This is a genomic window from Pseudomonas sp. JE3303, assembly GCF_056312565.1.
Window position 1 is genome coordinate 1 of sequence record NZ_JBWGIF010000009.1, and the last position, 13,133, is coordinate 13,133.

Below are 13,133 nucleotides of genomic sequence, written 5' to 3' on the forward strand. Positions count from 1 at the left end.
GTCTCCTCCCGCAGCATCCGCAAGCCCTGCCACAGGAAACGCTTCTGCTCGACCTTGCCGTTGATCTCCGACCGTTTGGCTACTCGCCGTCCCAGGCTGTCGTAGCGGTACTCGCCTACGCTTTCCAGCTTCCCACTGACAAACGTCTGCGCCTTGACCAGACGATTCTCACAGTCGTAGCTGAAAGTCTGCTGCCTCACCGGCCCGCTGAGTTTCTCGATCAAGTTGCCCCAGGGTCATAGCGGTATTCCTGGTCCCGCCACTTCCTGATCCGGTTGTCTTTCACCTTGTCGAACTGGCTGGTGTTGAAGTTCAGCCGGTTCGCTGCGGGGTCGTAGCGGAACGCTTCGCTGTCTTCCAGGCGTCCCGTCTCGCGGCTGTGGAGCTGGCCGTTGGCTTCGTATTCGTACCGGGTCTCGCCCCGTAGCTTGTCCAGCGTGCGGCTCAGTTCGCCGGCCGGGTCGTACTCGTAGCGACGGTGGATCGGGTTGTAGGCATGCTCCACTAGCAGCTGCGGGTGAACCCCGGGGTTATGCACCTGTGACAGTTTTTCGGCCGGCAAACTCGAGGCAAATTGCCAGGCCTTGCGCCCGCGGGCGTCGTAGCCGAAGCAACTGGTGAGCTTGCCCTGGGTGCGGTAGACCTCGCGATGCAGGTCGTCGCGCTCCATGTCGCTGATGACTTGGCCATCGAGGTTGATCTGGTGCAGATGGCCGCTGCCGTAGTACAGGTGATTCAGGTGCTGGCCGGTGGGCAGTGCCAGCGTGGTCAGGTTGCTCAGTGGATCGTACTCATACGCCAGCGGGCCTTGCGGGGTGGTTTCCTGGGTGAGCCTGCCCAGCAGGTCGTAGGCAAACTCCAGCTTCTCTTCGGTGATGCCGAGCCGCTTGCCGTTGTCCGTTGGCTGGCGATGGATGCTGAGCAGCCGGTCGGCGTCGTCGTAGGCATAGCCTTGGCGTGCGTCGTTGTTCAGCTTGGCCAGCAACCGGCCAATTGGATCGCGCTCGAACAGGGTGCTGCGCTGGGGCTGTTCGCCCCGGTCGCCGTAGCCGATTTCATCCAGGCGGATCAGGTGACCGCCGTCGTCGTAGCTGAAGCGCCGGGTGAGATTATCGACGCGCTTTTCTTCGATCAGGCGATCGGAGGCGTCGTAGCGGAAGTCGTAGGTGGCGTTGTTTTCATTGACCAGCGCGGTGAGACGAAATGCCTTGTCGTACTCGTACCCGATCCGCTGGCCCTTGGCATCCTGGCGGCTGGTCGGCAGGCCGCGGGCACTGCGCAGCAAACGGGTGACCTGGCCCTTGCCGTCGGTGTGGGTGAGCACCTGCCCGAGCTCTATTTGCTGAGCGCAACCTGTCCAAGCATGGTGAGCTAGAGCTTGCTTATTCACGCTTCACGCTAGAGATGATGGGTGGTGCGCACGAAGGACTTGCAGTTGTCGAAGAGTTCCTACGTAGGAGATCCCAACCCAGATGAGCTGGTTTGAACCAATTGAGGCTAGTGCGGTGAGATGCAGGCAAGACGCTGGCGTTCGGCTTGCTGATGGGGCTTTTACGGTACTACTTGCCTTGGTCGAAGCTACTCATCTCAGACTCTACGTGGCAACTACTTTGACGATCGGCGAAAAATTTTTGCATCCAAGTGGACCGGCGATGATGTCTCCAGGCTCGTTCATCAGTCAAATAAAAAGTACTTGTGGAAAGCCGGCTTAATGTGGATATGGTTATGAGTACCAAATACAACTCAGTGACAAAGCTTAGGCTGTTTTCTGACATTGCAGCGCCTTTAATGCTGCTGGACAAGCCCCGATCAACTTACCGTATTGCGGTGGCAATCAAAAATTTCCCCGGCACGAAGCTCTATTTGCTGAAAAAGGCGTGATATAGCGTGTGTTGAGGAAATTTTCGCCCGGTTTTCCGTGTTAGGGAGGGTCTGAAGTAGCCCGCTATTTTCCCGCTACTTGGTCATCTGCGCTTTCAAAAAACGGCAGCCGTTCAAATCCCGGTCAAATCTGCCGTTTATTTCAACCATTTTCGCCGCTGCAAGCACCTCGCAGCAGCCACTTCACTCTTCACGGACGCACCTCGCCTGCATTGGAGAGCAAATGTCGACGCGCCATCCACAGGTTCGACAGGACAAACAGCGTCACCATCTGTGCAGTATTCTTCACCAAGCCCCGGAAGCGCACCTTGGTGTAACCAAACTGGCGCTTGATCACCCGAAATGGATGCTCAACCTTGGAGCGAACCTGGGCCTCGGCTCTCTCGATCTTGCGTATCGCTTTGTACAACGCGCTGCCTTTACCGTGCTTTTTGGCTGCGCCGGGCTGCAATCTGCCAGATGACTTGGCGCCCCGCATGCTCTTCACCCTTCTCTACACCGGTATAGCCCGCATCAGCGCAGACCACGTTCTCACCACAGTGCAGCAGTTTGTCGACTTGGGTTACGTTCGCGACGTTGACCGCAGTGACCACCACCCTATGCACCAGCCCGGACTCATCGTCGTCACCAATGTGCTTTGGCGCCGAAGTAATACTGGTTGCCCTTCTTCGTCTGGTGCATTTCTGGGTCGCGTTTGCCGTCTTTGTTCTTGGTCGAACTGGGAGCATGAATCAGCGTGGCATTGACGATGGTGCCTTGTCGCAATGACAAGCCACGGTCGCCCAGATAGCCATTGATCACGCCGAGAATACCGGTGGCCAACTCATGCTTTTCCAGCAGGCGACGAAAGTTGAGGATGGTGGTTTCATCCGGGATTCGCTCCAGGCTCAGACCGGAAAACTGGCGCAAGATCGTCGTCTCGTACAGCGCCTCTTCCCTCGCCGGATCGCTGTAACCGAACCAGTTCTGCATCAGATGAATCCGCAGCATCGCCATCAGCGGATAGGCTGGACGGACGCCTTCGCCCTTTGGGTAATGAGGTTCGATCAAAGCAATCAAACCCTCCCAGGGTACGACCCGATCCATCTCGATCAGGAACAGCTCCTTGCAGGTCTGCTTACGCTTACCGGCGTACTCGGCATCAGCGAAGGTCATCTGCTTCATCATCGCAAAGCTCGGCGATTAGTGTCCGGGGATTTTGCCAAATCAGTAAGTCTTTTCCAGGATTTCCTTAAGGAGCGCGAGGTGGGCCGCGAACAACAAACACTCGAATCTTTAATGGCATCACTAAAGATACCGCCGCTCATTTCGTTAACCTAAAACACGTGATCCGTTATCAGAGGTTAATAAGCACCATGCCTCAAGAATATTAACTCAGACCGGATAGATATCGTGTTATACATCCTCAAAACAGTCACCACTTTGCGCCGATAACTGATTTTTTTAGATAACTCACCTCATTTAACTCTGACGTATTTGGCACGCGCACGCTTTACCAGTGGATCGGCATCAGAACTCAATGCTAGTTCCCAACATATCCACCACAGAGTTACATCCAAGCAAATCCATCGGGCGTTTTATATCAGACGTCAGATCTAACGCCTGTATACGTAGACTTTGATTTCATCCTTCACAAAATACATCCCTACCAGCGCGTTATCCTCGCTATATTCAGGGTAGATCCTGACCCCGGGAACACTATTTGAAGAAAATGATAAAATCTCCTGGAGATTCCCACCCTGCCATTGATAGCCAAAAGACCAAAACTCGGAATCGAAGTCTACTCGGCAAGCACGTATTACGTTACCTTTATTCAAGTCCGCTATTTTTATCCATAGATTTTCTGCATGACGATTTATCTTAATAGCATATATGCGAGCATCAACATAAGTGTATAACTCTGTCTCATGGACTTGACCCTTCGAGTTATGGACCTCAATCCTTTGAAGGCGATTACCATCATACAGATACCTGTACACATTCTTCTTGCTAGACGGTTCCTTTATAGACATGTCGGCTGGGATCACACCTGCCATTTCCAACTCATAAGGCACTATTGAAATGGCAGGTCCCTTGGACCACAACACCTTGACGGGCGCACCACCCTCAACAAATAAAGAACAGAATGACGCATCTCCCAACTTACTTAGAGCTTCATTCTTCAGATCTTCGAGCTTGCTTAGCATCATACCTTCACCTAACAATTTTAAAGTTAACGCCATCAAAGAGCGACTTCTTAACATCCGACAAGGCGATCAAAAATTCCTCTCGCGTACTTGCAACATGCATTTTGTCAAATACATATTGCTTATATACTTTACCATGCACTCCCGCGCCTTTATGAGGCGTCGCTGTTGTCCTAGGAACTCTAGCCGACTCAGTATTTGGCAACCAAATACCGTTACGCTTATCGTTTATGTCAATATCTAAATCATCCATCTTATTACGTAGTCCAACCATCCTCACGTCTTTTGAATTTGACATTATTATGTGATGTGCGTCGTATTGCCCACCACCCTGAGGACTTACGCCGAGGTTTTTCCTAAGAACTTTAGCATCTGATCTACATGACAAGCCAAGTTCATCTGTCCATCCAATAGAATTTGGGGCATATTTATATAAGTTACTCCCACCAGCCAACCCAATCGGATCCTGCGTAACAAACCGCCCCACCTCCGGATCGTAATACCTAAACGTATTGTAGTGCAGCCCCGTCTCATCATCGAAGTACTGCCCCTGAAACCGCAGGTTCTGCTCCACCGCATGGACAGCCAGCCTGTCCACCGCGCCCCAGGCCCGGTACGTCGCCTGCCAAACGATCTCACCCTCGCTGTCGGACATCTCCAACGGCGTTCCGATCTGATCCGTGTGGAAGTAGTAAAGCCTCTGCGCCTCCCCCTCCGCCTGGTCCACCCGCGCCAGCGGCGCATAGCTGCCCGGCTCGTAGACGTACAAGGTGCTCTGCCCCGGCGTCTCCTCCCGCAGCATCCGCAAGCCCTGCCACAGGAAACGCTTCTGCTCGACCTTGCCGTTGATCTCCGACCGTTTGGCTACTCGCCGTCCCAGGCTGTCGTAGCGGTACTCGCCTACGCTTTCCAGCTTCCCACTGACAAACGTCTGCGCCTTGACCAGACGATTCTCACAGTCGTAGCTGAAAGTCTGCTGCCTCACCGGCCCGCTGAGTTTCTCGATCAAGTTGCCCCAGGGTCATAGCGGTATTCCTGGTCCCGCCACTTCCTGATCCGGTTGTCTTTCACCTTGTCGAACTGGCTGGTGTTGAAGTTCAGCCGGTTCGCTGCGGGGTCGTAGCGGAACGCTTCGCTGTCTTCCAGGCGTCCCGTCTCGCGGCTGTGGAGCTGGCCGTTGGCTTCGTATTCGTACCGGGTCTCGCCCCGTAGCTTGTCCAGCGTGCGGCTCAGTTCGCCGGCCGGGTCGTACTCGTAGCGACGGTGGATCGGGTTGTAGGCATGCTCCACTAGCAGCTGCGGGTGAACCCCGGGGTTATGCACCTGTGACAGTTTTTCGGCCGGCAAACTCGAGGCAAATTGCCAGGCCTTGCGCCCGCGGGCGTCATACCCAAAGCAACTGGTGAGCTTGCCAAACGGGTGACCTGGCCCTTGCCGTCGGTGTGGGTGATTTCATCACGCACGGCATAACAGCCTTCATGCCGGCCTGGGTGCCGGCCTTGATCAGCTGGGCAATACCACCCGCTGCTCCGGCGACAGCCTTCAGAATGTCGACGGTCGTGCGCAACCAGCCGGGAATTTCATCGTCTACCGGCAGGTAGCGTTGGGTGCCGCCGTCGATGTAGACGTTGCCCGAGCCACTGGAGATGCTCGCGCCGCACGTCAGCCTGTCGCCCTTGCGGGCGGCCGGGGCGCCATTGATGAAAACATTGGTCGAGCCGTCGGCGACCTTGTCCGGACCGGGGTGCTTGTCTTCAAGTCTCAAGACTACAAACCGGCCGACTATGAAGCCTACATGAACGGACCGGACTTCACGAAGCCTGTAAGCGTCGAGACCATCAACAGCGGCAAGAAACTCTGGCAGTTCCAGGTGCCAGGAGGCCGCCAAGGCATGTGGTATTCTCCCACCCCCGATACCGTGCCTTCTCAGCTGGGCATCAACCTTTGGGTCAAATCTATAATACTGAAACTTTCGTACCGAAGATCGTCAACGTTTATCAATCCACTGATAAAGTGACGCTACTACGCAGCACGTCTGCTCGAGTGCTCGACGCCTGGTCTGTTCCTACACAGTCGTTCGAGGCAATAGAGGGAGCCCGACAGATGACTTCTGGGCAACGAGAACTTTGCAAACTAATCACGCCGGGTAACCCATGAAATTAGCCACTCCACTCGCCTATGTTCAAAAAGCCATTGAGCTGACGGTACACCGACGTAACGGTTGCCCACAACTTCCGGTCTACGATCTGCTGCTAAAACAACTGGACTATGTAAAAGCCGTTTTTGAGGGTTCCGAAACCGACAAATCCAGGCTACATCAGCTTAGCACCGGCGCGATTGCGTCGAAGGAGTTCGAAGAAAATGATCCGGAACTGGCCCGAGCGTTGAAAGATGCTTACTACGTCGCCATACAATCCGCACGTGGACTGAAGATACAGCTTCCAGATTAAAGCTGCCGATCAGAAAGTAAGTCAGCTTGATGAAAAACGCGGAGCGTTGATTTTGAACGGATTCCATCAGATAGTAGCGCGCTTAGCGGTGATGATAAAGTGACTGCTGGGGTAGGCATAGCGGTGAATGGCACAGTCTCCGTTCGTGGCCGCGGGCGAGACCCGCTCGGTCAATCCAGAGGCAGCGCTCGCGTTTGTTATCAAATCCCGCCGGGTGAGTTTATGCCTACTGACTGTCAAGCCAAGAACAAATAGAGGCACCGCTCTTGAAACTCTCGGTGAGTCTCGACTAGATTCATCGAGCATAATTTTTATCCTCTTCGCTCGGCTGCTTCGAGACGGGCTGAATACCACCTGGCATTTTAATAACTCATCGACTATCGTAGACAAGATCAAGTCATCGGCAGCTGGCGCTTTCCCAAACTACACGTTCGCCAGCATGAAAAACCACCCACATCGCCACATCAGATCCCCTATCCAATTCCGGAGAATACAGCTCGATTACTACGCTAATCTGTTCACCCACAACCTCTAACAGAGTTGATCTTAGAAGCGCCCTCGATGGAGTGCCTGAGCGCCCCTCCAACCGTAACATTCTTTAAGTACATGACCGGCACGCGGCACTCTAAGTGAATGTATATTACAGATTTAAATCACTTAACCAAAGAGAGAAGTGGAACATCGTAATCTTTAACTTTAACTATCTTAGGCGATCTTAGCGCCTGACTCAATAGTCCTTCATCAGCAAAGCTTGGGTCCCGAACTGCAGCACAGTGAATAAATACTGCGGGGTAAGCGTAGTCATCAGGAGAAGACAGCACATCTTTGATTGTACGCTGCGCAGGAACAATACATGCTAGAATTTTTGGAATATACCACTCTTCAAGGACGGACCTAATATGAGCGCATACATTCATCACTGAACTCGGAGAAGGCGTTTTGATAGCCCCCCCGAAATCGCCACTAAACCTCTTCGTCTGCTCCCCTGATGAAATAAACGAAAAACAGCAGTGATTGAACAAATTGCTTTTATACGGAGGTGCAAAACTGGAAGAACATTCGAAAAACTCCCCCCCATATACCAATCCGCCAAGAACATAGGAATCCACACGCACCAAATGCTCTAGAAAAAGCTCAGCCACAAACTTCTTCTTGTACTTGAATTTTAGCTTATTTTTTGAAGCTGTAACACCATCAAATTGTTCCGCCACCTTCTTTAGCACTTTCAACAATTCAGATTCGAAAAAAAAACGATTATCAGAGCTCATATCTCACCGACACATAAGAACATTAGAGCCTATAGAGTACCTCTAGCAGTGAGTCCCGCCCAACGGTCTCAAATGAGTCACTCGCAATATTGAGTCGCAAGACTCGCTAATATTTCAAAGAAAAAAAACAAACCTACTTAAGTCAGCCCAAAATAGAATTCAATAAATTCATTGAAACTCCCCCACTGAGGGGCCAAGCGACCCGCCTTGAAATCCGCTAAACTTTGACCAAGAGAAACCTCAACCACCTCACCTGTCTTGGAGTTATAAAAATATCCCCCCTCACCCTCAAAACTATCCAAGGGTATATATACGGCATCAAGTCCCAATGTATCGTGCGCCCGTTGCAAAGCGAGATCGAATTTTGTGTTTTTAGCGAACCAACCCAGCTGATAAAGCTCATGCCCACCCGAAGTGAATGTTGGCCCATCTTCGGCATGTAAATAAAACTCCGCACAATCAGAATTCAACCCAACACCTAGCTTCTGCAGCTCAAGTTCGTACACTGAGCTTGCATCATCGTACCACCAGCCTTTTTGACGACAAAAATCCTTAACCTTATTAGAAAGCATATTCCTCACCCGCAACTTACTTTATTTGAACGAATGTTTTTTCGGCTTGCGCTCTAGACAACCAGTAACTCTCTCTATCTACCTTAAAGATATCACGATTGACTGGGTTATGGGGATGCTGGTCAGGTAAATGAGGATGTAGTGCATTTGTCCGTCCATATGCCTGGTGCGTATCCGCAGACAATTCAAAAAGCGCACCACGACCATCCTGTTTAGAGTGGTGCAAATTAAGCTGTGAGTAACTACCATTTTTCACTACAAAAGCACTTCTACCTTCCGACGCTAAATCCATATTCGTTTTTACCCCCTCACGCGTATTAACCGGCAGATCCCAATCGATTTTCTGTTGAAAGACAGTATGAGTGCTACCTGACGGCGCGGTGAACGTTGAACTCATAAAGAAGCCAGATACACCATATGGGTCTATCCAACTTATCGAGTTCGGGGCGTAGTGATAAAGATTAAATCCTCCAGCCAATCCGATTGGGTCCTGAGTGACGAACCGCCCAACTGTTGGATCGTAGTACCTGAACGTATTATAATGAAGACCCGTTTCGACATCAAAGTACTGCCCTTGAAACCGCAGGCCCTGCCAGATCTCATTGACCGTTAACTGCTCAATCTCGCCCCAAGAGCGATACGTTGCCTGCCAGACGACTTTCCCATTGCTATCCGTCAATTCCAGCGGTGTACCAATCTGATACGTATGGAAGTAGTAAAGCTTCTGCTCTTCACCTTCTGTTTGATCAACCCGCGCCAACGGTGCATAGCTACCCGGCTCATACAGGTACAAGATATTCTGCCCAGGCGTATCCTCCCGCAGCATCCTCAGCCCTTGCCAGAGGAACCGCTTCTGCTCGACGCTGCCATTGATCTCGGCTTGCTTGGCGACTCGGCGTCCCAGGCTGTCATAGCGGTACTGGCCGACGCTCTCCAGCTTCCCATTGACCAACGTCTGCGCCTTGACCAGCCGGTTTTCGCAGTCGTAGGTAAAAATCTGCTGCTTGACCGGCCCGCTAAGCTTCTCGATCAAGTTGCCCCACGGGTCATAGCGGTATTCCTGATCCCGCCACTTCCTGATCCGGTTGTCCTTCACCTTGTCGAACTGGCTGGTATTGAAGCCCAGCCGGTTCGCCGCAGCGTCGTACCGAAACTCTTCGCTCCCCACCAACGAGCCGGTGTCGCGGCTGCGCAACTGGCCATTGGCTTCGAACTCGTACTTGATCTCGCCGCGTAGTTTGTCCAGCGTTCGCACCAGTTCACCGGGGGGATCGTACTGATATCGACGGTGAATCGGGTAGTACGCATGCTCCATCAGCAATACCGGTTCGATGCCGGGGTTCTGTACCTGCGAGAGCTTCTCCGCCGGCAAGGTCGAGGCGAACTGCCACGCTTTGCGGCCCATCGCGTCGTAACCGAAGCAACTGGAAAGCTTGCCCTGGGTGCGGTAGACCTCGCGGTGCAGGTCATTGACCAAGGCTGTCAGTCGCAGGGCCTTGTCGTACTCGTAACGAACCCACTGTCCCTTGGCATCCTGGCGGCTGCTCGGCAACCCGCGGGAGGTACGCTGCAAACGGGTCGTCTAGCCTTTGCCATCGGTGTGCGTCAGCACCTGGCCGAGGGTGTTGTAGGTAAACGTTTCCGAGGTGCCGTCTGGATGTTGATGCGCAGCACCTCGCCATCGGTCTTGCGCTCCAGCGAGGTGGTCTGGTTCAGTGCATCGGTCACGGCCACCAGGTGCTGGCGATCGTCGTAGCGGTAGTGGGTGCTTTTGCCCGAACAGTCCTGGAAGCGTTCGACCTGGGCGTAGGCGTTCCACCACAGGTACTTGGACTTGTAGGTGGCATCGATGATCGTGTGCGGCAGGCCGTCCTCGCTGTTGAGGTACTCGGTCTTGTGGCCCAGCGGGTCGATTTCGGTGATCAGGTTGCCCTTGTCGTCATAGCGGGCTTGCCACACGCTGCCGTCGGGGAAGCGGGTTTCGGTCACCAGCGGCGTCGCGAAATGGTGCTTATAGCTGATGGTGCGGCCCAGGGGGTCGGTTTCCTCGAGCAGGCGGGCGTATTCGTCGTATTTGAAGCGCAGCTGGTTGCCGTCGGTCAGCGTGAGGCCGGTCATGTTGCCGGCGTCATCGAGTTCGATGGCGTAGTGCTCGCCGCCATAGTCGCGGCTGGGGATGACGCGGTGGTCGGCGTTGTAGTGGATTTCCAGCTCGCGGCCCAGTATGTCGGTTACCCAGCTGGTGCGGGTCTCGAAGTTTCATAGCAGTAGCGTGTCAGGGTTCGAACGCTTCGTTGTTCACCACGCATCGGATGTCGGTAGATAGTCGTAGTGCAGGTGCACGCGGATGCCGCCAGTGGCGCTGATGTCGGCCAGGCCCCCTTGTGCGTCACGCTGAAGTGCAGGTAGTGGCCGAGGACATTTAAATACGCTGCAAGAGGATGTTGCCGTTTTTGCATCAAGGGACCAATAATCACGATATGATTGCGGTATTTTTCTCTAATTATTGAGGTATGAAGTGACCGGGACAATGTTGGCAGCCACTTCGCATCGATGTTTTTTAAAGAGCGCGAAACTATATAATCATTCGAGCAGCCCGACTGAAGCACTCAGCTACAGCAGCACAACAATTAATTAGGCTTCGTAGATAGGTACGCACACTGAGCCATTATAGAAATATAAACTGGAAACCTCATCACCATTGTAATGCACAAATATCTCCGTCCCCGGCACGCTATTTGTAGCATACACCATCATCGAATCCACTCTACCATCTTTAAATTTATACTCATGACACCAATACTCTCCATCCTCTTCTAAACGACAGGCAACCCAAGGTCGTCCATCCTGATAAACTAGAACTGACGCCCGGATTGCCTCACCATCCATATCGAATCGGATTGAAAACCTTGAATCCCCCTCAGCAAAGTACTCTTCAACTTCGATTACTGTTGCTTTTGCGCCACAGATAATAACTTGAGAACATCCATCTAAACCGAAAATATACTTGTAACAATTTTTTTTATTTTTTGGCTCCGTTTTCGATAATAAACTTGGCTTGATTCCCGCCAACTCCAAGCCAAACGGGATGAGCGCGAAAGCGGGTCCTCTTGACCACTTTGCTTCATGCTTACTGCTTACCCCCTCATCAACAGCGACTGGACAAATAGCAGCATCTAACTTATCCCGTAGATTTTTTAGCAAACTTTTGAAATTAACCAACCCCATACTCACCTCTTAACGGCAAAAGTTTTACCACTACTTAGCTGCTCTTTAAGGACTGACAACCTTTGCTCGACTCCGCCATTGATCTCGGCTTGCTTGGCGACCCGCCGCCCGTTTCGGGGCTGGCGTAACCAGGGGACATTCGATCAGATGCTCCAACGCTTACACCTGAGAATGAATGAGCAAGGCTTGATCAATCTGCAAACCTGGATGATCGATTCAACAGCAGTATGTGCAACCCGGGCCTCATCTGGCGCTCGGAAAAAAGGGGGCCTGACGAGCCTGCCGATCACGCTCTAGGCCGCAGTCGCGGCGGCCTTACAACCAAATCCACATGCTCTGCGACGCCAACGGGACACCGTTGCGCTTCCTCCTCTCTGGCGGTCAAACCAGCGACATCAGCTACGCCCAGCCACTGCTGGACGAAGTCAGCATTCCATCAAGTCAACGTGGCCGCCCGCGTAACGCTGTAAATGGTTGCTTGCCGACAAGGGCTACGACGCCGAAGCGCTTCGGCGCTACTGCGACCAATATCGAATGCAGCCCGTCATCCCGATGCGCTCAATGAAGCGCAAACCAAAGCCTGGCTTACCCAGACTGTTTGATCGGCCCAAGTACCGACAGCGCAACATCGTTGAGCGCATGTTTGGCCGGCTGAAAGAGAACCGCAGGATCGTGACACGCTTCGACAAGCTTGCGAAAAGCTATGCCGCTATGGTCTCGCTGGCTTGCTCCATGCGGTGTTTGCGACATCTCTTTTCGTACAGAGCCTAGCACTCCCATCCCCATGGGTCGATCCAACCCGTATGTCGCTGATCTGCTGATCATCCAGGTTCTCCTGATGCAGGTGGCCGCTGCCTTAGTAAAGGTGTTTCACGTAAAGGTAGCCGAGTGATGGCTATCGTCATAACTGCCCAGATTTTATAGTAGGTTTATAAAAGACCGGCAGTGGCTTAACCGTAGACCTACGGCTGCTTCCTATTTTTTCTAAAGAGGATCCATGATGAAAGGTAAATAAAATTACGATCTAAGCCAAACCATTAACTAGCGACCTACCTTTAACTCCACCCCAAGGATCATCAATTAAATACTCTGCAATAGTTACCACATCAGAAGGAACAAAAGTTAGCTTATAAAATATCTCATCAAACTCACAAACTTCAAAATATAGAGCGTATTTACGCTTTTCTAAACTTAAATTAATGCTGGCTTTTTCAGTGGCTGAAGAAAGTTCGACGCAATCTAAACTAGTGACCGTGAATGGCACGACGATACACCGCTGGGATAATTTATCCTGTGAAAACTTATCGACGAGATATAAATCCACATTTGCACCGAACGCATCGTCGGGAAGCGGATCGAAAACGACATAATCATCGTGTAAAATCGCACCTTGCTCAATATTTTTTCCCCCCATTGACTGGACATTTCATCGTAGGGACGGGTACGCACCTGGATCTGGCTGTGGGAGATGAGCAAATCCACTTTCTGACTTAAAACCGCCATTAATATCTCCACCTTAATTTTTGTGCCGTTTGACAGATCGGACAA

8 protein-coding genes and 7 pseudogenes are annotated in these 13,133 nt (G+C 52.3%); 4 read left to right on the forward strand and 11 right to left on the reverse strand.

The window, feature by feature from the left end; all coding sequences use genetic code 11:
* A pseudogene (locus AC0ZZU_RS13935) lies at positions 1 to 1,264 on the reverse strand (type IV secretion protein Rhs); the annotation flags it as partial.
* Between the two features lie 461 nt (positions 1,265 to 1,725).
* Here AC0ZZU_RS13935 and AC0ZZU_RS13940 point away from each other — a divergent pair.
* Positions 1,726 to 1,881: a hypothetical protein gene (locus AC0ZZU_RS13940; RefSeq protein ID WP_476341467.1), complete on the forward strand. Its 156-nt coding sequence runs from the start codon at positions 1,726 to 1,728 to the stop codon at positions 1,879 to 1,881.
* A 190-nt stretch (positions 1,882 to 2,071) separates the two neighbouring features.
* On the opposite strand, the pseudogene AC0ZZU_RS13945 reads toward AC0ZZU_RS13940, so the two are convergent.
* The 4 genes and pseudogenes from AC0ZZU_RS13945 to AC0ZZU_RS13960 all read right to left on the reverse strand — a co-directional run.
* Positions 2,072 to 3,045 (reverse strand): annotated as a pseudogene (locus AC0ZZU_RS13945) (IS5 family transposase).
* Between the two features lie 431 nt (positions 3,046 to 3,476).
* Positions 3,477 to 4,103 (reverse strand): hypothetical protein, encoded by a 627-nt coding sequence (locus AC0ZZU_RS13950; protein WP_476341468.1) that lies wholly within the window; start codon positions 4,101 to 4,103, stop codon positions 3,477 to 3,479.
* A pseudogene (locus AC0ZZU_RS13955) lies at positions 4,075 to 5,480 on the reverse strand (RHS repeat-associated core domain-containing protein); the annotation flags it as partial. The gene AC0ZZU_RS13950 and the pseudogene AC0ZZU_RS13955, both read right to left, overlap by 29 nt.
* A 37-nt stretch (positions 5,481 to 5,517) precedes the next feature.
* Positions 5,518 to 5,820: pseudogene (locus AC0ZZU_RS13960) on the reverse strand (PAAR domain-containing protein); the annotation flags it as partial.
* Positions 5,821 to 5,862: 42 nt separating this feature from the next.
* On the opposite strand from AC0ZZU_RS13960, the pseudogene AC0ZZU_RS13965 reads away from it, so the two are divergent.
* Together AC0ZZU_RS13965 and AC0ZZU_RS13970 are read left to right on the forward strand one after the other, a co-directional pair.
* A pseudogene (locus tag AC0ZZU_RS13965) lies at positions 5,863 to 6,224 on the forward strand (polymorphic toxin type 46 domain-containing protein).
* Positions 6,221 to 6,517, forward strand: coding sequence for an immunity protein Tsi6 family protein (locus tag AC0ZZU_RS13970; RefSeq protein ID WP_476341470.1), 297 nt, complete (start codon positions 6,221 to 6,223; stop codon positions 6,515 to 6,517). Before AC0ZZU_RS13965 ends, AC0ZZU_RS13970 begins: the two are co-directional and overlap by 4 nt.
* Positions 6,518 to 7,170: 653 nt before the next feature.
* Here AC0ZZU_RS13970 and AC0ZZU_RS13975 read toward each other — a convergent pair.
* From AC0ZZU_RS13975 to AC0ZZU_RS13995, 5 genes and pseudogenes are all read right to left on the reverse strand, one after another.
* A complete protein-coding gene (locus AC0ZZU_RS13975) occupies positions 7,171 to 7,785 on the reverse strand; it encodes a hypothetical protein (RefSeq protein ID WP_476341472.1) in 615 nt (204 codons plus the stop codon).
* A gap of 137 nt (positions 7,786 to 7,922) precedes the next feature.
* A complete protein-coding gene (locus AC0ZZU_RS13980; protein WP_476341474.1) occupies positions 7,923 to 8,357 on the reverse strand; it encodes a hypothetical protein in 435 nt (144 codons plus the stop codon).
* Between the two features lie 16 nt (positions 8,358 to 8,373).
* The gene (locus AC0ZZU_RS13985; protein ID WP_476341781.1) at positions 8,374 to 8,754 is read right to left on the reverse strand and encodes an HNH/ENDO VII family nuclease; all 381 of its coding nucleotides are present in this window, start codon (positions 8,752 to 8,754) and stop codon (positions 8,374 to 8,376) included.
* A 9-nt stretch (positions 8,755 to 8,763) separates the two neighbouring features.
* Positions 8,764 to 10,834, reverse strand: a pseudogene (locus AC0ZZU_RS13990) (RHS repeat-associated core domain-containing protein); the annotation flags it as partial.
* Between the two features lie 157 nt (positions 10,835 to 10,991).
* Complete coding sequence (locus AC0ZZU_RS13995; protein ID WP_476341476.1) at positions 10,992 to 11,585, reverse strand: hypothetical protein; 594 nt, start codon at positions 11,583 to 11,585, stop codon at positions 10,992 to 10,994.
* A gap of 111 nt (positions 11,586 to 11,696) precedes the next feature.
* On the opposite strand from AC0ZZU_RS13995, the pseudogene AC0ZZU_RS14000 reads away from it, so the two are divergent.
* A pseudogene (locus AC0ZZU_RS14000) lies at positions 11,697 to 12,356 on the forward strand (IS5 family transposase); the annotation flags it as partial.
* 253 nt (positions 12,357 to 12,609) lie between these two features.
* Here AC0ZZU_RS14000 and comJ read toward each other — a convergent pair.
* A complete protein-coding gene (gene comJ, locus AC0ZZU_RS14005; RefSeq protein ID WP_476341477.1) occupies positions 12,610 to 12,999 on the reverse strand; it encodes a competence protein ComJ in 390 nt (129 codons plus the stop codon).
* Positions 13,000 to 13,133: the final 134 nt, after the last annotated feature.